Genomic DNA, 23,619 nt, shown 5'->3' on the forward strand with positions numbered 1-23,619 from the left:
CGGGTCGACACAGTTCCGCAGGTCGGTCACCCATAATGGCCGGGTGACCGACCTGACCGGACAGCTCCTCGTCGCAGTGCCGAGGGAGGAGTCCGAGGTCGTCGAGGACGACGTCTTCAATCGCAGCGTGGTCCTGATCCTGCATCACGACGAGGACGGAGCCCACGGGCTGATCCTCAACCGACCCCTTGGGGCCGAGGTGGACTCCGTGCTGCCCGGCTGGCAGGAGCACGTGACGGCTCCCGACTGCATCTTCCAGGGCGGACCCGTGTCGTTGGACACCGCACTGGCGTTGGCTTCGGCGGACGGCAACGAGGACGAGTCACTCGGCATACGAGCCCTTTTCGGTGACATCTGCCTGGTCGATCTCGACGCGCCACCACCGATCATCGCCCCGGTCGTGGACAGGTTGCGGATCTATGCCGGCTACGCCGGGTGGGGCGCCGGGCAGCTCGAGGACGAGATCGAGGAAGGCCTGTGGTTCGTCGTGAATGCGCAGACCGCCGACCCCTTCAGCGGTGACCCCGCCGAGCTGTGGGAGCGCATCCTGCGGCGGCAACGCAGCGTCGTCTCCTTCGCGGTCACCTTCCCGGCCGACCCGGATCTGAACTGACGTCATCGCACCCGCAACTACAATGGGGTGGCATGAGCACCCTTGACGAACCGGATCGGCTGTCCTCCCCGGAGGCGGCTCCGAGCCTTCCCAGCACTTCCACGGCGACACTGGAGCGCGAGCGCACCGACAGCCAGGAGCAACTGCAGGATCCGGGCGATCACGAGCGGTTCGCGCACTACGTGCGCAAGGAGAAGATCATGGAGAGCGCGCTGTCGGGTGAGCCCGTGACGGCGCTCTGCGGCAAGGTCTGGGTGCCGGGCCGGGACCCGGAGAAGTTCCCGACCTGCCCGACCTGCAAGGAGATCTACGAAGGCATCACCCCGCCGCAGGACGGTGGCGACGACAAGGGCTGAGGTCGTCGCAGCAAGGACCTGCCCCGCGTCCGGGCAGTGACGGTGGTGGAGGTTAGCCTTGGCGGCCTATGAGTACCTCCGCCGCTTCGCAACTCTCACCGGCGTTTCCAGGGAAGGCGGCGTGGGGGACCGCGGGCAAACTTCGTGCCTGGCAGGCCGCGGCGCTGGACCGTTACCTCGCCGAGCAGCCGCGTGACTTCCTGGCTGTTGCGACGCCCGGAGCCGGCAAGACCACCTATGCCTTGCGATTGGCGACGGAGCTGTTGCAACGCGGCATCATCGAGCAGATCACGATCGTTGCCCCGACCGAGCACCTGAAGACCCAGTGGGCGGATGCGGCGTCGCGGGTCGGCATACACATCGATCCGCGGTTCACCAACGCCCAGGAGCAGCACTCGGCCGACTTCCACGGCATTGCGGTGACCTACGCGGGCGTGGCCAGCCGACCGGCGCTGCACCGTAAACGGACGGTCGCCAAACGCACCCTGGTGATCCTCGACGAGGTGCATCACGGTGGTGACAGCAAGTCGTGGGGCGATGCCATGCGCGAGGCATTCGAGTCGGCGACGCGACGAATCTGCTTGACCGGCACGCCTTTTCGGTCCGACACCGCACCGATCCCGTTCGTCCGCTACGACGAGGGGCCCGACGGCATCCGTCGCTCGGCGAGTGACTTCACCTACGGCTACGCCGACGCGCTGCGTGACGGCGTCGTCCGTCCCGTGCTCTTCATGGCGTATGGCGGGGCGATGCGCTGGCGCACGTCGGCCGGCGACGAGATCGCTGCACGGCTCGGTGAGCCACTGACCAAGGACGCCACCGCCGCGGCATGGCGGACCGCACTGGACCCGACCGGCGCATGGATCCCGGCGGTGCTCCGGGCGGCGGACAAGCGATTGACCGAGGTGCGTCGACACGTGCCGGACGCCGGTGGTCTGGTCATCGCGTCTAACCAGACGGCGGCCCGTGCCTACGCGCGGATTCTCCACGAGGTCAGCGGGGTTCGGCCCACCGTGGTGCTGTCCGACGACAGCGGTGCGTCCTCGCGGATCGAGGAGTTCGCTCAGTCCGAGGACCGCTGGATGGTGGCCGTCCGGATGGTGTCCGAAGGTGTTGACGTGCCACGCCTGGCCGTGGGGGTTTTCGCCACCTCGACCTCGACGCCGCTCTACTTCGCCCAGGCCGTGGGCCGCTTCGTGCGGGCTCGGCGCCGTGGCGAGACCGCGACGGTTTTCCTGCCGACGGTGCCCACCATCATGGAGCTGGCTGCTTCGATGGAGAAGGAGCGCAACCACGCGCTGGATCGGCCTGAGAAGGCTGAGGATTCGATCTGGGACGAGGAAGAAGGTCTGCTCGAGGAGGCCAACCGCGAGGAGTCGGCCTCCGGTGAGCTCGAGGGGAAGTTCGAGGCGCTGGAGTCCGAGGCGGAGTTCGACCACGTCATGTTCGACGCCCAGCAGTTCGGGTTGGGCGCGGTCGCCGGCAGCGACGAGGAAGAGGAATACCTAGGGCTACCAGGCCTTTTGGAGCCTGACCAGGTCACCAGCCTGCTTCGGCAGCGGCAGGACAAGCAGCTGCGCACCGGCCGCAAGAAGCCGAAGGATGATCAGCCGGTGGCGGCGCACCGTGCGCTGGCGGCCCAGCGCAAAGAGCTGAACAAACTCGTCGCGGCATACTCGACGAAGTCCGGGAAGCCGCACGCGCACGTGCACCACGAGTTGCGGGTGAAGTGCGGCGGGCCGGCTCTGGATCGGGCCTCCTCGGAGGAGGTCAGCGAGCGGATCACGATGATCCGCAACTGGTTCGTCGGTCGTAAGAAGTAGGCCAGGCGGGTTGGCGGGATCTCGATACGCTCGTTCCTCGCTACTCGATCACCTTGAGTGCTCGTTCCTCGCTACTCGATCACCTTGAGTGCTCGTTCCTCGCTACTCGATCACCTTGAGTGCTCGTTCCTCGCTACTCGATCACCTTGAGTGCTCGTTCCTCGCTACTCGATCACCTTGAGTGCTCGTTCCTCGCTACTCGATCACCTTGAGTGCTCGTTCCTCGCTACTCGATCACCTTGAGTGCTCGTTCCTCGCTACTCGATCACCTTGAGTGCTCGTTCCTCGCTACTCGATCACCTTGAGTGCTCGTTCCTCGCTACTCGATCACCTTGAGTGCTCGTTCCTCGCTACTCGATCACCTTGAGTGCTCGTTCCTCGCTACTCGATCACCTTGAGTGCTCGTTCCTCGCTACTCGATCACCTTGAGTGCTCGTTCCTCGCTACTCGATCACCTTGAGTGCTCGTTCCTCGCTACTCGATCACCTTGAGTGCTCGTTCCTCGCTACTCGATCACCTTGAGTGCTCGTTCCTCGCTACTCGATCACCTTGAGTGCTCGTTCCTCGCTACTCGATCACCTTGAGTGCTCGTTCCTCGCTACTCGATCACCTTGAGTGCTCGTTCCTCGCTACTCGATCACCTTGAGTGCTCGTTCCTCGCTACTCGATCACCTTGAGTGCTCGTTCCTCGCTACTCGATCACCTTGAGTGCTCGTTCCTCGCTACTCGATCACCTTGAGTGCTCGTTCCTCGCTACTCGATCACCTTGAGTGCTCGTTCCTCGCTACTCGATCACCTTGAGTGCTCGTTCCTCGCTACTCGATCACCTTGAGTGCTCGTTCCTCGCTACTCGATCACCTTGAGTGCTCGTTCCTCGCTACTCGATCACCTTGAGTGCTCGTTCCTCGCTACTCGATCACCTTGAGTGCTCGTTCCTCGCTACTCGATCAGCGCCGGTCAGCTGCCTCTCGAGCCAGCGGCAGGGTGCGGTGCGCGACGAGCTCGGCGAGCGCGATCGTGGTCGATGCGTGCACGACTAGCCCGGTCTCGACGATCTGATCGATCACGCGTTGCAGGTCGGCGTTGTTGCGCGCGACGACGCGCGCCAGTAGGTCGCCGCCGCCCGTGATCGTGTGGACCTCCAGCACTTCCGGGATGCCGCCGAGGTGGTCGACGACGGCCTGGCGCCCCTTGCGCTGCTGGATCTGCAGGGTGCAGAACGCCATCACCGGATAACCCAGTGCGGTGGGGGAGACCGTCGGGGCCAGCGACGAGATCACGCCCCGCTCGAGCAGCCTGTCCAGTCGCGCCTGCACCGTGCCGCGCGCGACTCCCAGCTCCCGAGAGGCGCCGAGCACGCCGATCTGCGGCTGGTCACTGAGCAGCGCGATCAGACGGGCATCAAGATCGTCGACGGTCGACACGTTGGTGCAGCTCCTGAGGAAGGCTTCGGCCAATAAGGCTTCGGTCGATGGTGTGCAAAATGCTCAGTGTGACACGAGATCTGCCAAGCAGATTGTGCATCCTGATCAGCGTACTATCGTCCGATTGCGGAGTCATGTGACCGCGAGCACAGTGAACCCATGACAACGACTGTGAACCTCACACCCGATGAACTCGCTGCCGGCCAGGACATGGAGCAGCTGAAGCAACTGGTGGGCCTGGTCGACTACGACGCCGACAAGGACCCGTTCCCGGTGACCGGGTGGGACTCGATCGTCTTCGTGTCGGGCAACGCCACGCAGTCCGCGCTCTACTACCAGAGCGCCTGGGGCATGGAGCTGGTCGCCTACAGCGGTCCGGAGACCGGCAACCGCGACCACAAGTCGTTCGTGCTCAAGAGCGGCTCGATCCGCTTCGTCATCAACGGCGCGGTCGACCCCGACAGCCCGCTGATCGAGCACCACCGCAAGCACGGCGACGGTGTCGTCGACATCGCGCTCGAGGTCCCTGACGTGGACAAGTGCATCGCCCAGGCGCGCTCGGTCGGCGCGACGGTCGTCCGTGAGCCGGAGGATATGACCGACGAGCACGGCACCGTCCGCATCGGTGCCATTGCGACATACGGTGAGACCATCCACACGCTGGTCGACCGGTCGAAGTACGACGGCCCCTACCTGCCGGGGTATGTCGCGCAGACCTCCACCATCGAGCGCAAGGAGGGTCAGCCCAAGCGACTCTTCCAGGCGCTGGACCACATCGTCGGCAACGTCGAGCTCGGGCACATGGACGAGTGGGTCGAGTTCTACAACCGCGTCATGGGCTTCGTGAACATGGCCGAGTTCATCGGTGACGACATCGCCACGGACTACTCGGCACTGATGAGCAAGGTCGTCGCCAACGGCAACCACCGGGTGAAGTTCCCGCTCAACGAGCCGGCCGTCGCCAAGAAGAAGTCGCAGATCGACGAATACCTCGAGTTCTATCGTGGCGCGGGCGCCCAGCACCTCGCTGTCGCGACCGGTGACATCATCAAGTCGGTGGATGCGTTGCGTGCCAACGGTGTTGAGTTCCTCAACACGCCGGACAGCTACTACGAGGACGAGGAGCTGCGCGCTCGCATCGGTGAGGTGCGGGTGCCGGTCGAGGAGCTGCAGAAGCGCGGCATCCTGGTCGACCGCGACGAGGACGGCTACCTGCTGCAGATCTTCACCAAGCCGCTCGGCGACCGGCCGACGGTGTTCTTCGAGCTGATCGAGCGGCACGGGTCGCTCGGCTTCGGCAAGGGCAACTTCAAGGCACTCTTCGAGGCGATCGAGCGCGAGCAGGACAAGCGCGGCAACCTCTGAGAAGACTTCGGATCACGCCGGGTGGCTATGCCCCCCATGTGCCGCCCGGCGAGATTCGTAAGAGGCATCGGCCACGACCGCAGCAGCGGTCGTGGCCGATGGCTGTCCGGCCTGGAAACGCTTGTCCTGCAACGTGATCGGGCGCCGGTGTCAGGCGCTGCGCTGCATCTGCCAGGCGGCCCGTAGCGCCGACCGGATGGCGTCCGCGTCGCCCGTCAGCATCGCCTGCACCTTCATGTGCGCGTCGTATGCCGGCGGTATGCCGAACGTCTCCGGGTGCTCCGCCACGAGTCGGTCACGCACTGCGAAGTCGCACCGGATCATCAACTCGTCCGACGCGACGAGGCGGGCGACGACGCGCCCTGCGACATACCAGCCGGGCCTGGCGGACGTGCCCTTCTCCTTGCAACCGGGCAGCGTCGCGAGGAAGTCGGCGACCTCGGCGGGCGTCATCAGCTGCCCGGCCGGTAGACCATCAGCACGACGATCACCACGAAGATGATGCCGACGACGCCGCCGGAGGCTGCCACGCGTGCGGTGTATGACGACACGGCGGCCGCGCTGGTCTCGATACGCCCTCCTCCGCTGCGCTCCTCCGGGCTACTCGACCGGCTTGGCTCGTCGCCCGATTCGCTTGGTGCGCGGAGGGTTTCGGCTGCCCGGTCCAGCGACGGCACGATGACGACGAAGGTCACGACGATCGCCACCGCCCACAGCACCAGCGACAGCCAGATCCACGTGTCGCCGAAGGATGCCAGCTCCTTGCCGCGGCGCTTCTGGGACATCAGCCCGAAGCCGAAGACGACGACCAGCACCGAGGCGATCGAGTAGATCTTCGCCATCCGGGCGGACGACTCCACAGCGTCGCCGTCGCCCCGACGCAGGCCGCGCGAGGCGGTGGTGACGGCGTGCACGAGCGGTCCGACAGCAAAGATCGCCGTCACGAGGTGCAGCAGGAGCATCAGCTTCAGCATGCGTGCGAGCCTACTCGGCAGTCACCCCCATGGGTGGAGTAGAGCCTGCGTTCCCAGATCTCAATTTGGCACAACTTCGGTGTGCCGCTTGACCATTCAAAACTTTGGGCGACTACCGTGCTAACGCTCTCGGAGTGTGTCACAGTTCACAGGTTGTGGTGCTCGGCGGAGCATGACAGGAAAATCGCATCGTGCATGGGAGCCGAAAGGGATGATGCACAGCTATGAGCGTCGGTACCGAGAAGGTAGATAACGTCGCGGGTGACGACCCGCATCTCAAGAAGGAGTTCGGCACCGTCGGACTCCTGTTCACAGCCATCGGCTCGATCATCGGGTCCGGTTGGCTCTTCAGCTCGCTGCACGCATCCAGCCTCGCCGGCCCCGCCGCGATTCTGTCGTGGATCGTCGGCACCATCATGTTCCTGTTCATCGGCCTCAGTTACGCCGAGCTCGGGGTGATGATGCCGCGTAGTGGTGGTGTCGCGCGTTACCCGCACTATGCATGGGGTTCGTTCGCCAGCTACTCGTTCGGCTGGATCACCTGGCTGGCGTGTGCGTCGGTCGCCGCGGTCGAGGTCTCGGCCGTGCTGACCTACGCGGCGTCATACGTCCACTGGCTGATGAACCCGAACGGCACGCTGAAGCCTGCGGGTCTGGTCGTCGCGATCCTGATGCTCGGCCTCTTCGTGCTGATCAACTTCCTCGGCGTCAAGTGGTTCGCCCGGATCAACAACGTGTTGGTCTGGTGGAAGCTCATCATGATCGTGTTGGTCATTGCGGCGATCATGATCGCGGCCTTCCACATGGACAACTTCTCCGCCACCGTCAAGGACGGCAGCGGATTCGCCCCCAACGGCATCAAGGGTGCGATGGAGGCCATTCCGGCCGCAGGTATCGCCTTCTCGTTCCTCGGCTGGCGCCAGGGCATTGAGCTGGCCGGTGAGACCGACAACCCGAAGAAGAACGTCCCGCTGACGCTGATCGGCTCGATCCTGATCTGTGGTGTTCTCTACATCCTGCTGCAGATCGCCTTCATCGGTGCTCTGGACCCGTCCGCACTTGCCGAGAACGGCTGGTCCGGCGTCGGCAACGCCATTGAGGTCGGCACCGATGCGGGTAACTTCAGCCCGCTGGCCGCGATGGCCACCTTCCTCGGGATGGGCTGGCTGGCCGGTCTGCTCTACGCCGACGCGTTCATCAGCCCCGGCGACACCGGCCTGATCTACACCAGCGTCACCGCGCGTATGTCCTACGCGATGGGCCGCAACCGCAACGCCCCCGCCGGACTGGCGAAGGTCAACAACAACGGTGTGCCATGGGTCAGCCTGATCCTGGCCTGGGTCGCGGGTTGCATCTTCTTCCTGCCGTTCCCGAGCTGGCAGTCGCTGGTCTCGATCGTCACCTCGCTGACCGTGCTGTCCTTCGGTAGTGGCTCGATCGCACTGCTGACGTTCCGCAAGCAGCTGCCGGACATGGAGCGCCCCTACCGTGCCAAGGCGCCGTGGGTCGTCGGCCCGCTCGCGCTGCTGGCAACCAACCTGATCATGTACTGGGCCGGTTGGGACCAGGTGTGGAAGATGATGGCGGCCGTCGCCATCGGTTACATCTTCCTGGGCATCTTCCAGGTCATGGACAAGGGCCGGGCGCCGAAGCTGGAGTTCAAGTACGGCTGGTGGGTGCTGGTGTGGTTCGCCGGCATCCTGCTGGTCAGCTACCTCGGCAGCTACTCCGGCTCGGACGACAAGGAAGCCGGCCAGGCCGACGTCTACGGCTTCAACGGCGGCATTGTCGCCAACATCATCCTGACGGTCATCGTGCTCGCGCTGGCCTGGTACTGCCAGCTGCCGGGTAAGCGAGTCGAGGAGATCCTCAACGAAACCGAGGAGATCATCGACGAAGACGCGGACAAGCTGGCCCCTGAGGGCTGATCCGCGCCATACCGCACACGCGCCTCCCTCCCCACAGTGCGGGGAGGGAGGCGCGTGTTCGTGTGCGGTGCCTCCCCGGGGCACTGAGCTGCCGAATGAGAGGATGAGCAGATCATGAGCGAACGCGCGTCGGGTTGGTATGACGACCCCCAGGACCCTGACCTACTTCGCTACTGGGACGGCATCCTGTGGAGCGATCGGACGATGCCGAAGGTCAAGCCAGGACTGGAGCAGTCCAGGATCGGCGACGCCAAGCGACAGTACGAAGAGGAGCAGGAGCGTCGCCGAGCCGCCGAGCAGGCCCAGGCCGCGGGCGGCTACGGCCAGCGTCCGCAGCTGCGCACCTATCAGTCGACGCAGCAGTCGCGCGAGACGCCGTCGCCATACACCCGGCAGCAGTTCGCCCAGCCGGTCAAGACCGCGCCGGACGGCGAGCCGACGGCGTCCTGGTGGCGGCGGCTGTTCGCCTACATCATCGACAACATCCTGCTGTCGATCGTCACCGTCGTGGTCACCTGGCAGTGGCTGCAGCCGTGGGTCACCACCATCACCGACTGGTATGACGACCTGGTCACCGCGGCCGAGAACAACACCGCACAGCCGCCGGTGCCCGACGCGATCTACGACGTCCCGTGGCAGTTCCCGCTGGTCGCGCTACTGCTCTACCTGATCTACGAGATCGCCCTCGTCGCGTGGCGTGGCCAGACGATCGGGCACCTGATCTGCGGGATCAGGGTGCGTGGTGCGAAGTCGACCGACGCACCGGACCTGAGCACCGCGGGGATCCGCGCCGTCGTCAAGGGCGTCAGCAACATCACCTCACTGGTGCCCTTCGTCTCCTCCCTCGGCACGATCTTCGGGTTGGTCGACGGGCTCGTGCCGCTCGGCGACAAGAGCGCCCAGTCATTGCACGACAAGGCCGCCAAGACGTATGTCGTGCGCGCCGGGAAACACGCTGGTCGTTAACCCTCGCGTGCGGGTGTGACCCGCCCGGTCACCTCGCCGAGCGCGAGGCGTCCGCCACCGGCGGTCGGGGCGGTAGCCGTGATGGTCACCGTGTCACCGTCCTGCAGGAAGCTGCGGGTCGTGCCGTCGGACAACTTCACCGGCCTCGTGCCGCTCCAGGCGAGTTCGAGCAGACTGCCGCACTGGTCGGGGGAGTCCCCGGAGACGGTGCCCGACGCGAAGAGGTCGCCGTCACGCAGGCTGGCGCCGTTGACGGTCAGGTGCGCGAGCATCTGCGCCGGGCTCCAATACATCTCCTTGTACGGCGGGCGCGAGATCACCGTGTCGTTGAGACGCACCTCGAGCTCGAGGTCCAGACCGAAGGCGCCCTCGCCCTGCAGGTAGTCCAATGGCTTCGGATCCTGAGTGGGCAGAGCTGCTTTCGCCGCTTCCAGAGCCGCCATCGGGGTGATCCAGGGGCTCAGCGACGAAGCGAACGACTTGCCGAGGAACGGACCGAGCGGGACGTATTCCCACGCCTGTATGTCGCGAGCCGACCAGTCGTTGAAGAGTGCGACACCGAAGAGGTGCTCGCCGGCCTCGTCGACCGAGACACGAGTGCCGACCTCGGTCTCGCCGCCGACGACGAAGCCGACCTCGGCCTCGATGTCGAGTCGCACGCACGGACCGAAGACCGGCGCCGGGTCGTCCTTGCCCTTGCGCTGGCCGACCGGCCGCACGATGTCCGTGCCGGAGACCACTACCGTGCCGGAGCGGCCGTGATAGCCGATCGGCAGGTGCTTCCAGTTGGGGGTCAGTGCGTCGCTGTCCGGTCGGAAGATCGACCCGACGTTGGTGGCGTGCTGCTCGCTGGCATAGAAGTCGACGTAGTCGGCGATGTCCACCGGCAGGTGCAGATCGACGTCGCCCAGCGGCTTCGTCGCGGCAGCGACCAGGTCCTTGCGTGCGTCGTCCTGCAGGATCGCGTGCAGCCACTCGCGCGCAGCTTTCCAGGACGAATGCCCTTGTGCGATGAAGGGATTCAGCGAGCTCTGCCCGAACGTGCGGGCCCACTTGCGCTGGTTGTCGGATTTGGCCAGCGTCGCGAGTTCGATGACGTCATCGCCGAGGCGGGTGACGACCTGCGCGCCGCCGTCGGGTGTGTCTGCCACGCCATACGGCAGGTTGTCGATGCCCCAGGGCTCGTTGGCGACGGCGTTCATATCGTCCTTTCGGGAACGAGGCCGAGATCGGCCAGGTCGTGGATCGGGTCCAACACGTCGCAGCAGCCGAAGCTGGTGAAGACGTTGCGGATGGTCACGGCGTCGGCCTCGGAGAGTGCCCGGATCTGGTCGCCGACCGACGTGGCGTCCCGGGTGGTGAGGGCGGCGACCACGTCGTTGCCCAACAGGGCTGCGTGGACGCCGAGCAGGATACCGAGGAAGCCGAACTGGTCCCCGCCGTCGGTGGTGTGTGCGATGGCGCGATGTAGGCCGCCGGTCAGCTTGAAGGCGATCCCGACATTCACGCACTCGGCGATGAACGCCGCCGTGTCCGCCGCGGAGGGCACCGCTGTCGTCGGGGTCGAGCCGGTGCGCAGCTTGGCGACCACCTGCCCGGAATACTCGGCGAGGGTGGGCAGCAACTCCCGGCCCGCAGCACCGGCCGGCACCTCGACGGCGACGGGGACCTCCAGGTCGAGCACCCGCTCCCAGCCGTCGACCGCGGCGACCTCGACTCCGGCCAGTGCATGACCGGACGCGTCGGCGACCTGGCCCGCGGCTTCGACGACCTGCGCGATCGGTGTCTCCTTGCGACCGATGACTGCGATCACCAGCCCGCTGTGGTCCTCGAGCGCCTCGTCGATCAATCGCGGTGGCAACAGCAGCGGACCGACGAAATCCGATGCCGGGGTGCCGCGACGGGCGGAGCGCCGGTCGATAGCCTCGGAGAGCGAGAAGTTTCCCGGTGGGAAGACGGCTGCGTCGTCGACCAACTGAGTGAACAGCGTGCGGGTGGGCAGACTGGGCATGATGACACCGTAGCCAGCGACCCGGGCCGCACTCGCCACCGGTCGTGCGTCGGCAACACGGAGTCGGTGCTTCGGACGAGCCTCGGGAAGAAGGAGAACAATGGCGTTCTACCGATCGATGGGACAGCTGCCGAGACAGCGGCACACCGCGCTGCGGAGGCCGGACGGCAGCGTCTACTACGAGGAGTTGATGGGGGAGGAGGGGTTCTCCAGCGACTCGTCGTTGCTCTATCACCGGGGGTTGCCGTCGGCGATCTCGGACGCCCAGCCGTGGGAGTTCGCCCGGTCCTTGGAGACGCAGCCCAATCATCCGCTGGTGCCGCGTCACCTCAAACTGCACGATCTGTTCGGCGAGGCCGACACCGGTGTCGACGCGGTCACCGGGCGACGGCTGGTTCTCGGCAACGGCGACGTGCGCATCTCGTATGTCGTCGCCGATGCGCCAAGTCCCTGGTATCGCAACGGGATCGGTGACGAGTGCGTGTATGTCGAGCGCGGTGCCGCGCGCGTCGAGACGGTCTTCGGGGCGTTCGACGTGGCCGAAGGTGACTACCTGATCGTGCCGCGTGCGACGACGCACCGTTGGTTGCCGGTGGTTTCGGGGGACGAGGGCTTCACCGAGGCATTCCGCGCGTATGCGATCGAGGGCAATTCGCACATCGCACCGCCGAAGCGTTACCTGTCGCGCTTCGGCCAGCTGCTGGAGCACGCGCCATACTGCGAGCGTGACCTGCGCGGCCCGTTTGGCCCGCTGCTCGCCGAGGACATCGGTGCCGAATCCGAAGCTCCCACAGAGGTTTACGTCAAGCACCGGGGGACCGGCGGCAAGATCGTCGGCACGATCTACACCTACCCCTACCACCCGCTCGACGTCGTGGGCTGGGACGGCTGCCTCTACCCCTATGCGTTCAACGTCAGCGACTTCATGCCGATCACCGGCAAGGTGCACCAGCCGCCGCCCGTGCACCAGGTCTTCGAGGGCACGAACTTCGTGGTGTGCAACTTCGTGCCGCGCAAGGTCGACTACCACGAGGCGTCGATCCCGGTGCCCTACTACCACTCCAATGTCGACAGCGACGAGATCATGTTCTACGTCGACGGCGACTACGAGGCGCGCAAGGGTTCCGGCATCGGTAAGGGCTCGATCTCGCTGCACCCGGGCGGTCACGCGCACGGTCCGCAGCCGGGCGCCTACGAGAAGTCGATCGGCGTGCACGAGTTCGACGAGCTCGCGGTCATGGTCGACACCTTCCGGCCGATGGAGTTGGGTGAGGCCGGCAGTGCGGTGGACGACGGCAAATACGCCTGGAGTTGGGTCGGCGGCAAGCGCTGAACAGTGATTTGTGTCCTGCCAGAGGTGCGGTGGAACGCACTCCTGGCAGGACATTGTCAGTCCGGGTTCGGCACGGCGTAACGGACATTTCGCTTTCGATCGCGGCTAGCGTGGTGCAGTTGCCGAGCGTGATCCGCGCGGTGTCCCACCCCTGAAGGAGATTTCATGCACCCCGTTGTCCGACATGCCACGAGCCGACGCCAACTGCTGGCGATGACGATGATCGGAGGTGCCGGTGTGGTCGGTGCCGTGAACGCGCCGGCCGCGCAGGCGGTCCCCGGTGGTCGAGGCAAGGGCAACCTGCGGTTGACCGTGCTCGGCACGACCGACCTGCACGGACACGTCTACAACTGGGACTACTTCAGCGACAAGGAGTATGACGACGCCGCGCACAACGACGTCGGCGCGGCCAAGTGCGCCACGTTGATCCAGGCGGTGCGCGAGGAGCGCGGCGCCGACAGCTGCATCACGCTCGACGCGGGCGACACCATCCAGGGCACGCCGCTGGCGTACTACTACGCCAAGATCGACCCGATCGGCAAGGGCGTCATCCACCCGATGGCGTTGGCAATGAACCAGATCGGGTATGACGCAGCTGCCCTCGGCAATCACGAGTTCAACTACGGCATGGACCTGCTGCGGACCTTCCAGAGCCAACTGCACCACCCGCTGCTTGGCGCCAATGCGCTGGACTGGAAGACCGGCAAGTCCGCCTTTCCGGCATACACGCTGAAGCGCATCCACGTGCGTGGTCACAAGCCGGTGACCGTCGGCATCGTCGGCCTGGTGACGCCTGGCGTCGCCATCTGGGACAAGGCGAACGTCGAGGGCAAGGTGAAGTTCAACGGCATCGTGGAGCAGGCCGCGAAGGTCGTGCCCGAGGTCAAGAAGGCCGGGGCCGACATCGTGATCGTGTCGTGCCACTCGGGTGCGGACACGTCGTCGTCATACGGTGACGCGCTGCCCTACCCGGAGAACGCGAGCACCCTTCTGGCGCAACAGGTTCCGGACATCGACGCGATCCTGGTCGGGCACGCCCACGTAGAGATCCCGCAACGCTTCGTGACCAACGAGAAGACCGGCAAGCAGGTCCTCCTGTCCGAGCCGCTGTGCTTCGGCGAGCGCGTCACGGTGATGGACATCGGCCTCCGCAAGACCAAGGGCCAGTGGGAGGTCGCGAGTTCGGCAGCGACTCTGCTCAACTCCAACACCGCACCGGAGGACCCGACGGTCGCTGCACTGCTGCGCACCCCGCACGAGAAGGTGCGCACCTACGTCAACGGCGTGATCGGCACCTGCGTGGAGACGATGAGCGGCGCACGGGCCTGCGTCGAGGATGCCGCCGCCGTGGACTTCATCAATCTGGTGCAGGCACAGGCGGTCAAGGCGGGTCTTGCGGCCACGGCAGACGAGTCGACGCCCGTGTTGTCGATCGCGGCGCCGTTCAGCCGCACCGCGGTGATCCCCAAGGGTGACGTCACCGTGCGCGACGTCGCGGGCCTCTACATCTACGACAACACGCTGCTGGGCATCAAGTTCACCGGCAAGCAGGTCAAGGCCTACCTGGAGACGTCGGCCACCTACTTCCAGCAGGTCAGCGGCACCGGACCGTTCGACATGGATGAGGTGACCAACGCCAAGACCCCGACCTCACCGAACGGCACGCCGGACTACAACTACGACGTCATGGGCGGGCTCGACGCGGCACTGACCTACGACATCGACCTCAGCGTGCCTGCCGGAAGCCGCATCCGCGACCTGGCGTATGACGGCAAGCCGGTCGCCGACAGCGACACCTTCGTCATTGCGATCAACAACTACCGCCAGTCCGGTGGTGGCGGCTTCCCGGACGTGACAACGGCAGAGGTTGTTTACAACCGGCAGAACGAGATTCGTCAGTTGATCATCGACTGGGTGACCGAGAACAAGACGATCGACCCGGCCACCTTCCACCAGGTCGACTGGAAGCTGGTGTCCGGGTCGACGCCGATCGAGGTCAACTAACCGGTCGGGCGCAGCTGACCCAGCTCCTGCGTGCAACGGGTCAGCGCGACATACAGGCCGTTCCAGCCGCGGGGTTCGGAGGTGATGCCGTCCGGGTCGACGACCAGGGCGGCATCCCACTCCAGCCCCTTCGCCTCGGTCGCGGCGAGCACGACGGCGCCCGGCAGCCGTGCGCGCAACGCCTCGACGCGTTCGGTCGACGTGACGACACCCACCGTGCCGCCCGCCCACCGATCGGTCATCGCGGCAACATGCTCGGCGACGGCGTCGCCCAGCGTGGCGTCGCGGACGGCGACCTCCCACGGCTCGACGCCCGAGTCGCGCACGGCGCGGGGCGGGTCGTTGCGGCTCCCGGCACGTTGCAGCACCGGAGCTGTCAACGCCATGACCTCTCGCGGTGTGCGATAGCAGATCGTGAGATCGCCACGCCGCCAACGGTTTCCGAACACGGGCGCGACTGCCTCCTCCCATGACGTATGCCGATGCGGCGCCTCCGTCTGGTCGATGTCGCCGACCGCGGTGATGGACCGCGACGGCACACGGCGCAGCACCATCTGCCATTGCATCGCGGACAGCTCCTGCGCCTCGTCGACGACCACGTGGCCGTAGGCCCAGTCGCGTCGCGCTGCAGCGCGGTCGGCGAGGAACTCGCCCTGGTCGGCCGTCGCCTCGGTGGGCCCGAGCAGCTCCGCGACGGCATCGATCAGCGCGATATCGCCGGGCGAGAGCTGCGTCGGCTCGGCACTGACGATGGCACGTTCGTCGGCGCTCAGGTCGGGCACGAAACGCTGCAGGAGTCCCTCGTCGTGCAGCAGGCGCTGCAGGGTGGCGCGGGCGCCATACACCGGCCAGAAGGTGTCGATGACGCGAGCGATGTTGCGGTCATTGGTGATTCGGCTGCGCAGCCGCTCGACGTCCTCGTCACTGAGCGTGCCGTCGACCTCGCCGCTGGACGCCGCGGTGCGCACCCCGCGGTCGTCCGACGCGGCCAGTCCCGCATCGACGCGGTCGAGGATGTCCTCCAGGCCTTCTTCGACGCAAGTGAGCAGTGCTTCGTGTTGCTCGACGACGGCATCGGTGAGCAGGTCGTGGATGTTCTCGACGAACCACCGCCGAGCCGAGTGCACGTCGCGACCTGCCACGGCCGAGTCGACGGCACGGCGAATGCGATGCAACGGCAACGTGTGTCGTTCGCCGTCGACGACGAAGTCGAGGTCTGACGGGGCCGGGACCAGCGACGCCACGTAGTCAGCCAGCCCCCGCTGCCAGGATGCGCGGCCCTTGATCTCCGCGAGCTGTCGTGACTCGTCGCGCTCGACGGACACTTCGGGCAGCAACGTCTCGCACGTCGCAGAAACTACGGCGGTCTCGCCGAGGGCGGGCAGCACCTGGGCGATGTAGTCCAGGAACCGGCGCGACGGCCCGAGGACGAGCACGCCCTCGCTCGCGAGCTCAGCGTCGTTGAAGAGCAGGTAGGCGACGCGGTGCAGCGCGACGACCGTCTTGCCCGTGCCTGGCCCGCCCTGCACGATCAGCGGCCCGTCGGTGGCAGCCCGCACGATGTCGTCCTGCTCGCGCTGCAGGGTCGCGACTGCGGTGCCCATGCGTCCGGTGCGTCGCGCGGAGAGCGCGTTGAGCAGCGCACCCTCACCGACCAGCTCACCGGAACCCGTTGCGTTGTCGAGAGGTTCGTCGTCCACCCCGACGACAGCGCGGCCCTCGGTGCGGATGTGGCGGCGACGTTGCTGACCCTGCGGATCGAGCGGAGTGGCCGTGTAGAAGGCACGCGCCGCGGGCGCCCGCCAGTCGAGCACGAGTGGCTCGCGATCGCCATCCGGGTGTGGCAGGCCGACCCGGCCGAGATGCCGGGTGGTGCCGTCGGTCGAGTCGAGCCGGCCGAAGACCAGGCCGGTCTCGGCATACCGCAGGTCGGCGCGCCTGCGGCGCAACGTGGTGAATCGCGCAGCCTCGACGGCGTCGCGTGGTGTGGTCTCGAGGTCCTGCTCGACCTCGTGGAGCAGCTCGTCCCTGCGCAGGTAGGCATCGTCGACGAGCTGTTGTTCCTGGTTCAGTGCATCGGTATGGCGGCTGGTCGGTTCGCTCACGGGGTCCTCTCGTGCGGTGACAGCACCGTCTCAACCACTGATGATGAGCGGATGTTCCCCGGATCGCACCTTTGACCGAAGCCACGATTCGTGGCCTTGTTGCGGTCAGGTGAGAACGCTGATCTCGGCAGCGCGGAACTCGTCCAGTGCCCGTGCCGTCGAGTCGGCGGCGACTCCTGCGGTCAGGTCGACCAGGACGCGCGTGTCGAAGCCAGCCTTCGCCGCATCGAGTGCCGTCGCGCGCACGCAGTGATCGGTCGCGATGCCGACCACGTCGACCTCGTCGATGTCGTGGTCGCGCAGCCAGTCGGCCAGCCCGGCGCCATCCTCGGTCGCGCCCTCGAAGCCGCTGTATGCCGCTTCGTACTGGCCCTTGCGGAAGACCGCATCGACCTGCGCGACGACGGGTTGCACCTCGGTGCGGAAGTCTGCCCCAGGTGTGCCCACCTCGCAGTGCACCGGCCAACTGTCAACGAAATCAGGGGTTTCCGACCAGTGGCCGCCCGGGTCGATGTGCCAGTCGGCAGTTGCGACGAGGTGCGCGTAGTCGTCGCGACGTTCCGCGACATACGCAGCAATGCGTTCGGCGACGGCGATGCCGCCGTCCACGGCGAGCGAGCCGCCTTCGCAGAAATCGTTCTGGACGTCGACCATCACCAGTGCGCGTGCCATGGCGGCAGCCTACGACGCGGGCACCTCGAGCGACATCACGCAGTTCTTCAGACCCTTCGGCCGGACGTAGCTGAAGCCGAGCCGCTCGTAGAGCCGCCGGGTGCCGTTGTAGAGGAACGACGACGACATCCTCTTGGTCTGGTGCGTCAGATCGTGCGGATAGGACTCGACCACGCCACCGCCGTCCCGCGCGATGAGGTCGAGCGCGCCGCGGATCGCGATTTCGGTGACGCCCTGCCGCCGGAATCTGCGATCGACGAAGACACAGGTGATCCGATAGTCCGGATCGCCGTCCTTCTCTGCGTCGTACTGCTTGCGGTGATGTATGTCGGGCAACTCCTCAGGGGCGCCGTACTCCGCCCAGGCGATGGCTTCGGGGCCGTCCTCGCCCTCGTGTATGACGAGCGCCGCGTGGTTGGTGCCCTCCTCGACGACGCACTTCTTGTATGCACGGTTGCCGTCGTAGCCCGGCTCGTGACCCTCCCGCTCGGGCAGGAACTTGACGCACCAGCAGCCGCTGAAGATCCCGTTGTGCCGTTGCACCAGTGCATCGAACAGCGGCCACGTCTCGGTGTTGAGCGGGCGCACGTCGAACTTCGTGTCGGTGCTCATGCTTTTCACCGTAGGGCGGTCGCGGCCACCGTGCTGGAAGTTGGCGGAACCGCTGGGGTGGTGGTCTCGATACGGGCTCGTACCTCGCCCTACTCGACCAGCTTGTTGGGTGTGCCTCGCCCTACTCGACCAGCTTGTTGGGCGTGCCTCGCCCTACTCGACCATCTTGATGGGATGCCTCGCCCCGAGCAGCTTGGCTACCCGCGCTTGGGCAACGGGAGGTAGGCGCCCATGACCTGGCGGTTGTCCTGTAGGTGCCCCAGGGTGCTCCACCCGCGTGACTTGTAGAGGCGCAGGGCGGGGTCGTCGGAGGCGAGGGTCGTGCCGAGCAGTGCGCGTCCGGTCAATCCTTCGAGCAGGGCGTCGTGCAGGCCACCGCCGAGGCCGGTGCGACGCGCGTCGGGATCGACTGCGAGCTCGACGAGTTCGAAGTGATCGCGCACCCACTCGGCCGGGAGCTCCGGCAGCGTGCGGGCGACCAGGTCGGGCCAGTGCTGGCCGCGCTCGCCGCGGTAGCCCCAGGCGAAGCCGAGCACGCGGTCGCCGTCGAGCGCCAGCGCCAGTCGGTAGCCGTCCCGCACGCGGTCGCGGTCGAAGAGCTGCTCGCGCCAGTCCGCCTTGTCCGGGAACCTGCCGAATACGGCGTCATACAAGGCGAAGATGCGATCGGCGTACGGATCGGCAGCCTCGCCGTCCAACAGCTCGATGGTGGTCATGGAGTCCTCTCGTTCTCGTTCAGTGCTCATCAGTCACTGCTGGTATTGCGTGGGTATGACGGGCTCGCCGCGCGACATCTGCCGGGCGGTCGGCGGCAGCTCGTCCCGGGACGCGGTGTGCCGGTCACGCGCGTCCGCCAGCGAAGCGGTGTAGACCCGCTTGCCGCCCTCGATCAGCGGCACGAGCAGCGACCGGTCGTCACCGTCGTCGACCGGTGGGCTGCCGATGCCGATGACCTCCGCCTCGGCGATGCCGCTCGGGTTGCGGCGGCGCAGTGCGAATTTCCGGCCGCCGATCGAGAGCTTGTCCTTGCTCTTCTTGGCCACACCCTCCATCGTGCCGTCGGAGTTCTCGCGGGAGACCAGCTTGTAGACCAAACCCGCTGTGGGAGCACCGGATCCGGTCACCAGCTGGGTGCCGACGCCGTAACCGTCGACCGGGCCGGCCTGCAGCGCGGCGATCGCGAACTCGTCCAGGTCGGAGGTCACGACGATCTTGGTTTCGGTCGCGCCGAGCGAGTCGAGCTGCTCGCGGACCTCCCGGGCCTGCTGCAGCAGGTCGCCGGAGTCGAGGCGAACACCGCCGAGTTGCGGCCCGGCGATCTCGACGGCGAGCCGCACCGCGGTCGGCACGTCGTAGGTGTCGACGAGCAGTGTCGTGCCCGGCCCGAACGCGTCGACCTGCGACTGGAACGCTGCCCGCTCGTCATCGTGCAGCAGAGTGAAGGCGTGGGCGGCGGTGCCGGTCGTCGGCACACCGTGGCGGCGGCCTGCCTCGAGGTTGGAGGTGGTCGTAAAGCCCGCGATGTATGCCGCACGGGCGGCCGCGACGGCCGACTCCTCGTGGGTCCGGCGGGAGCCCATCTCGATGCACGGGCGGTCCTCGGCGGCGGCCGTCATCCGGCTGGCAGCCGACGCGATCGCGGTGTCGTGGTTGAGGATCGACAGCACGAGGGTCTCCAGCACGACCGCTTCGGCGAAGGTCGACTCGACGACCAGCATCGGCGATCCCGGGAAGTAGACCTCGCCCTCGGCATACCCCCAGATGTCGCCGCTGAATTCGTATGCCGCCAGCCAGTCCAGGGTCTGCTCGTCGACCACCCGGTGCTCGCGCAGGAAGGCCAGCTCGGCGTCGCCGAAGCGGAAATCGGCCAGGGCATCGAGCAGCCGGCCGGTGCCGGCAACCACGCCATAGCGCCGTCCGTCCGGCAGCCTGCGTCCGAATGCCTCGAAGACGCTGCGTCGTCCGGCGGTGCCGTCCCGCAGCGCCGCGCTGAGCATCGTGAGTTCATAGTGGTCGGTCAGCAGCGCGGTGGACGCGCCCGCGGTTGTCGTCACGTGCGTCACTCTAACGTCGTTGATGAGATTCGGTGTTGATGAGACTCGGTGTCCACGACGCTCAACGGCAGCGCTACGCGTCGGGGGACAGGGCAGTGTCGTCATACCCGGTGGTTCTTGCCTATCGTTGAGGGCGTGTCTGTAGCACCTCCGGAGCATGCCTCACCCGACGTCGACCTCGACGCCGAGGCGACCGAGCAGACCGACCAGCCGTGGGTGACGCTCGTCTGGAACGACCCCGTCAACCTGATGTCGTACGTGTCCTGGGTCTTCCAGACCTACTTCGGCTACTCGCAGGCGAAGGCCGAGAAACTGATGATGGCAGTCCACACGGATGGGCGCGCCGTGGTCTCCAGCGGACCGCGCGAGCGGATGGAGACCGACACCGAGGCCATGCAGGGATACGGCCTGTGGGCGACCTTCGAGAAGGACTCCTGATGGCGACCGCCTTCAAGCGCAAGGGCTCACGCGTCGTCGCCCGGCTCGACCGCAACGAACGCGCGATCATGCGTGAACTGCTCGACCAGACCCGTGAGTTGCTCACCCCGAGCGGCGGATTCGGCGGGGACCCGGTCGAAGACCTCTTCTCCGGCATCGGGCAGGGACCCGACCCCGACGAGCTCGCACAGCGCGACCCGGTGCTGGCCCGGCTGTTGCCGGACGGCCACCGCGGGGACAAGGACGTCGCTGCGGAGTTCCGGGCCCTGACCGAGCACAGCCTGCGACAGCGCAAGGTCGCGACGCTCACCACCGCGATCGAGGCGCTCGACCAGCCGGTCACCCGGGACAAGCTCGAGCTCGACCAGGGGCAGGCGCAGGCGCTGCTCATCGGCCTTGCCGACGTCCGGTTGGCGCTGGGGGAGCGGCTGCGGTTGCGCACCGATGAGGACAGTGACCGGCTGCAGCAGGAGATCGCGAACGCCGCCGGTGATGCCGCCGAGGACCCACGGCTGGTCGTCGGTCTCTACTACGACTTCCTCACCTGGATGCAGGAGTCACTGGCCGGAGCACTTCTCTAGACCACCCCGCGAAGAGCCCGACTCCTCCGTGGGGTGATCTCGTCGGGCAATAGGATTCGACCATCATGAGCAGCGCATCGCCCGAATCCGTCCGCACACCCCGTCTACGCGTCGCACCGTCACCCACCGGTGACCCGCACGTCGGCACGGCATACGTCTCGATCTTCGACCTCGCCTTCGCGCGTCAGCAGGGTGGCACCTTCATCCTGCGGATCGAGGACACCGACCGCACGCGCTTCCAGGAGGACAGCGAGCAGCAGCTCTACGACACGCTGCACTGGCTCGGCCTCGACTGGGCGGAGGGCCCGGACAAGGGCGGGCCGTTCGCGCCATACAAGCAGTCCGAGCGGCTGGACACCTACCGCCCGTATGTCGACCAGCTCATCGCCGACGGACACGCCTACTACTGCTGGTGTTCCAGCGAGCGGCTGAAGGAGATGCGCGAGGTCCAGCAGAAGACCAAGCAGCCGACCGGCTACGACCGGATGTGCCTGGGCAAGACCAAGGAGGAGCGCTCCCAGCTGCCCGGCTTCAACGAGACACCGGTTGTGCGGATGCTCGTCCCGGACGACGTGCCGCTCGCGTTCGACGACCTGATCATGGGTCCGACGAAGGCCCCGAAGCCGGACGACCAGGTCATCCTCAAGGCGGACGGCTTCCCGACATACCACCTGGCGGTCGTGGTCGACGACCACCTGATGGAGATCACCCATGTGGTGCGCGGGCAGGAGTGGATCTCCTCCACCCCCAAGCACATCCTGCTCAACCAGTGGCTCGGCTGGGAGCCGCCGCAGTTCGCGCACATCCCGCTGTTGCGCGACGAGAAGAAGGCCAAGATCTCCAAGCGCAAGAGCCCGTGGGCCAAGCTGACCTGGTTCCGGGACGAGGGTTACCTCCCTGAGGCGCTGGTCAATTTCCTTGCGCTGCAAGGACATCCGCCGATTATCGAGGACGACGGCACGGAGCGCGAGACGTTCAGCTTCGAGGAGTTCAGCAAGAACTTCGCGTGGCACAAGATCAACCCGGCCGGCGCGGTCTTCAACCTCGACAAGCTGCTCTGGCTCAACGGGCACTACATGCGTGAGCTGTCCGAGCAGGACCTCGCCCAGCGGCTGCTGCCCTTCCTGCAGCGCGCCGGTGCCATGCCGGAGCCGGCGTCGCTGCCCGAGCTGGGGCGGCTGAACGAGCTGGTCCCGCTCATCCAGACCCGCATCAACCTGCTCACCGAGGCAGCCGCGCTCGTCGCGCCGTTCTACGTCGCGGACGACGAGCTGGAGATCGCCGATGACGCGCGAAAGCAGTTGAAGGAGAGCGCTCCCCAGGTGCTCGACGCGGCCATCGCCGCGCTTGAGCCCATCAGCGGTGCCATCGGCAACCCCGACGGCAGCGGTCGCGAGTGGACGACCGAGCGGCTGGAGTCGGAGCTGCGGGCCGCGATCGTGGACGGACTGGGCATCAAGCCGCGGCTGGCGTTCGGTCCGATCCGCACCGCAGTGTCCGGGCAGCGGGTCTCACCGCCGCTCTTCGAGTCGATGGAGATCCTCGGCAAGGCATCGACGATCGCCCGGCTGAAGGCCCTGCGTGCCACTCTCTGACGCGTTGCCGGTGCAGTTGCCGGTGCGCGCTGTCCTGGTGGACATCGACGACACCCTGCTCGACACGACGGCCGCCATGCACGCTGCGGGCCGGTCCGCGATGGCGACCGTCTGGCCGACCCAGCCGCCGGACTGGCACGGCGAGGCCGGGATGCGCTTCCGGCGCGACCCCGGTGGCTACTTCCACCGCTATATCTCCGGCGAGCTGGACTTCATGCAGATGCGCTCGCGCCGCCTGGCCGAGGTCGCCGAGCACTATCAGGTCGATCTGCCGGACGGCGCGACCGAGATTTTCGAGGGCACCTTCCGCCCGCACTTCCTGCAGCACCAGCTGCGGTATGACGATGTGCTGCCCTTCCTGGCAGCGTGCCGGACGGCGGGGCTTGCCGTAGGTGCGCTGACAAACGCCTCGGCCGACGTCACTGAACCGAAGCTGGCGACCAACGAGTTGGCCGACAGCTTCGCGGTCGTGGTCACCCGCGACACCTTGGGCTTCGGGAAACCGGACCCTCGGATCTTCCGGCACGCCTGCAAGCAGCTGGGTTCCGAGCCGGCCGAGACGGCATACATCGGCGACGAATGGGCCGCTGACATCGAGGGGTCACGCGGCGCCGGGCTGCATCCGATCTGGATCCAGCGCGGCGCTACCGCCCCGTTGTCGAAGGCCGAGGATGTGCCGGTGATCACATCACTGGATCAGCTGCGACCGGGCGATGGGGTCCTGGAGCTGCCCGATTTGGGCGCAGCGCGGTCGACCGGGTAATG

At 66.6% G+C, this 23,619-nt stretch carries 22 protein-coding genes; 12 read left to right on the forward strand and 10 right to left on the reverse strand.

Annotation, left to right across the window (positions count from 1 at the left end; all coding sequences use genetic code 11):
* Positions 1–43 precede the first annotated feature (43 nt).
* From ACSZL9_RS10470 to ACSZL9_RS10480, 3 genes are all read left to right on the forward strand, one after another.
* A complete protein-coding gene (locus ACSZL9_RS10470; protein WP_446665435.1) occupies positions 44–613 on the forward strand; it encodes a YqgE/AlgH family protein in 570 nt (189 codons plus the stop codon).
* Positions 614–645: 32 nt separating this feature from the next.
* Complete coding sequence (locus ACSZL9_RS10475; protein WP_446665436.1) at positions 646–969, forward strand: DUF3039 domain-containing protein; 324 nt, start codon at positions 646–648, stop codon at positions 967–969.
* Between the two features lie 68 nt (positions 970–1,037).
* On the forward strand, positions 1,038–2,792 hold the full coding sequence (locus ACSZL9_RS10480; protein WP_446665437.1) for a DEAD/DEAH box helicase: 1,755 nt from the start codon (positions 1,038–1,040) through the stop codon (positions 2,790–2,792).
* Positions 2,793–3,739: 947 nt separating this feature from the next.
* Here the strand turns inward: ACSZL9_RS10480 and ACSZL9_RS10485 are convergent.
* Positions 3,740–4,216, reverse strand: a complete 477-nt coding sequence (locus ACSZL9_RS10485) for an Lrp/AsnC family transcriptional regulator (protein ID WP_446665438.1) — start codon at positions 4,214–4,216, stop codon at positions 3,740–3,742.
* Positions 4,217–4,375: 159 nt separating this feature from the next.
* Between ACSZL9_RS10485 and hppD the strand changes: the two genes are divergently transcribed.
* Positions 4,376–5,581, forward strand: a complete 1,206-nt coding sequence (hppD, locus tag ACSZL9_RS10490) for a 4-hydroxyphenylpyruvate dioxygenase (protein WP_446665439.1) — start codon at positions 4,376–4,378, stop codon at positions 5,579–5,581.
* Between the two features lie 150 nt (positions 5,582–5,731).
* Here the strand turns inward: hppD and ACSZL9_RS10495 are convergent, their stop codons facing one another.
* Positions 5,732–6,034: a hypothetical protein gene (locus tag ACSZL9_RS10495; protein ID WP_446665440.1), complete on the reverse strand. Its 303-nt coding sequence runs from the start codon at positions 6,032–6,034 to the stop codon at positions 5,732–5,734.
* On the reverse strand, positions 6,034–6,555 hold the full coding sequence (locus ACSZL9_RS10500; protein ID WP_446665441.1) for a hypothetical protein: 522 nt from the start codon (positions 6,553–6,555) through the stop codon (positions 6,034–6,036). Before ACSZL9_RS10500 ends, ACSZL9_RS10495 begins: the two co-directional genes overlap by 1 nt.
* Positions 6,556–6,779: 224 nt before the next feature.
* On the opposite strand from ACSZL9_RS10500, the gene ACSZL9_RS10505 reads away from it, so the two are divergent.
* Positions 6,780–8,483, forward strand: coding sequence for an APC family permease (locus ACSZL9_RS10505; RefSeq protein WP_446665442.1), 1,704 nt, complete (start codon positions 6,780–6,782; stop codon positions 8,481–8,483).
* Between the two features lie 114 nt (positions 8,484–8,597).
* Positions 8,598–9,449, forward strand: a complete 852-nt coding sequence (locus tag ACSZL9_RS10510) for an RDD family protein (RefSeq protein WP_446665443.1) — start codon at positions 8,598–8,600, stop codon at positions 9,447–9,449.
* On the opposite strand, the gene fahA is transcribed toward ACSZL9_RS10510, so the two are convergent.
* Positions 9,446–10,651 carry a fumarylacetoacetase gene (gene fahA / locus ACSZL9_RS10515; RefSeq protein WP_446665444.1) on the reverse strand — a complete coding sequence of 402 codons (1,206 nt, stop codon included), beginning with the start codon at positions 10,649–10,651 and terminating at the stop codon, positions 9,446–9,448. The two genes, ACSZL9_RS10510 and fahA, sit on opposite strands and share 4 nt — an antisense overlap.
* Positions 10,648–11,460 carry a hypothetical protein gene (locus ACSZL9_RS10520; RefSeq protein ID WP_446665445.1) on the reverse strand — a complete coding sequence of 271 codons (813 nt, stop codon included), beginning with the start codon at positions 11,458–11,460 and terminating at the stop codon, positions 10,648–10,650. The genes fahA and ACSZL9_RS10520 overlap by 4 nt, the downstream gene beginning before the upstream one ends.
* 100 nt (positions 11,461–11,560) lie before the next feature.
* Here ACSZL9_RS10520 and ACSZL9_RS10525 point away from each other — a divergent pair, with 100 nt between their 5' ends.
* The gene (locus ACSZL9_RS10525; protein ID WP_446665446.1) at positions 11,561–12,793 is read left to right on the forward strand and encodes a homogentisate 1,2-dioxygenase domain-containing protein; all 1,233 of its coding nucleotides are present in this window, start codon (positions 11,561–11,563) and stop codon (positions 12,791–12,793) included.
* 165 nt (positions 12,794–12,958) lie between these two features.
* Positions 12,959–14,797, forward strand: coding sequence for a bifunctional metallophosphatase/5'-nucleotidase (locus tag ACSZL9_RS10530; RefSeq protein ID WP_446665447.1), 1,839 nt, complete (start codon positions 12,959–12,961; stop codon positions 14,795–14,797).
* Here ACSZL9_RS10530 and ACSZL9_RS10535 read toward each other — a convergent pair.
* The 5 genes from ACSZL9_RS10535 to ACSZL9_RS10555 all read right to left on the reverse strand — a co-directional run bounded on the left by ACSZL9_RS10535 (position 14,794) and on the right by ACSZL9_RS10555 (position 20,183).
* Positions 14,794–16,902, reverse strand: coding sequence for a HelD family protein (locus ACSZL9_RS10535; protein WP_446665448.1), 2,109 nt, complete (start codon positions 16,900–16,902; stop codon positions 14,794–14,796). The genes ACSZL9_RS10530 and ACSZL9_RS10535 overlap by 4 nt on opposite strands.
* A gap of 105 nt (positions 16,903–17,007) precedes the next feature.
* Positions 17,008–17,574, reverse strand: a complete 567-nt coding sequence (locus tag ACSZL9_RS10540) for an isochorismatase family protein (RefSeq protein WP_446665449.1) — start codon at positions 17,572–17,574, stop codon at positions 17,008–17,010.
* Between the two features lie 9 nt (positions 17,575–17,583).
* Entirely contained in the window at positions 17,584–18,186 is a 603-nt protein-coding gene (locus ACSZL9_RS10545) for a GNAT family N-acetyltransferase (protein WP_446665450.1), read from the reverse strand.
* 197 nt (positions 18,187–18,383) lie between these two features.
* The gene (locus ACSZL9_RS10550; protein WP_446665451.1) at positions 18,384–18,902 is read right to left on the reverse strand and encodes an N-acetyltransferase family protein; all 519 of its coding nucleotides are present in this window, start codon (positions 18,900–18,902) and stop codon (positions 18,384–18,386) included.
* Positions 18,903–18,935: 33 nt separating this feature from the next.
* The gene (locus ACSZL9_RS10555) at positions 18,936–20,183 is read right to left on the reverse strand and encodes a nicotinate phosphoribosyltransferase (RefSeq protein WP_446665793.1); all 1,248 of its coding nucleotides are present in this window, start codon (positions 20,181–20,183) and stop codon (positions 18,936–18,938) included.
* 192 nt (positions 20,184–20,375) lie between these two features.
* Between ACSZL9_RS10555 and clpS the strand changes: the two genes are divergently transcribed.
* From clpS to ACSZL9_RS10575, 4 genes are all read left to right on the forward strand, one after another.
* Positions 20,376–20,678, forward strand: a complete 303-nt coding sequence (clpS, locus tag ACSZL9_RS10560) for an ATP-dependent Clp protease adapter ClpS (RefSeq protein WP_446665452.1) — start codon at positions 20,376–20,378, stop codon at positions 20,676–20,678.
* Positions 20,678–21,259 (forward strand): DUF2017 domain-containing protein, encoded by a 582-nt coding sequence (locus ACSZL9_RS10565; protein ID WP_446665453.1) that lies wholly within the window; start codon positions 20,678–20,680, stop codon positions 21,257–21,259. The genes clpS and ACSZL9_RS10565 overlap by 1 nt, the downstream gene beginning before the upstream one ends.
* 65 nt (positions 21,260–21,324) lie before the next feature.
* Positions 21,325–22,854 (forward strand): glutamate--tRNA ligase, encoded by a 1,530-nt coding sequence (gene gltX / locus ACSZL9_RS10570; RefSeq protein ID WP_446665454.1) that lies wholly within the window; start codon positions 21,325–21,327, stop codon positions 22,852–22,854.
* A complete protein-coding gene (locus ACSZL9_RS10575) occupies positions 22,841–23,617 on the forward strand; it encodes an HAD family hydrolase (protein ID WP_446665455.1) in 777 nt (258 codons plus the stop codon). The genes gltX and ACSZL9_RS10575 overlap by 14 nt, the downstream gene beginning before the upstream one ends.
* The last annotated feature ends 2 nt before the right edge of the window (positions 23,618–23,619 follow it).

This window comes from Flexivirga sp. B27 (assembly GCF_052905685.1).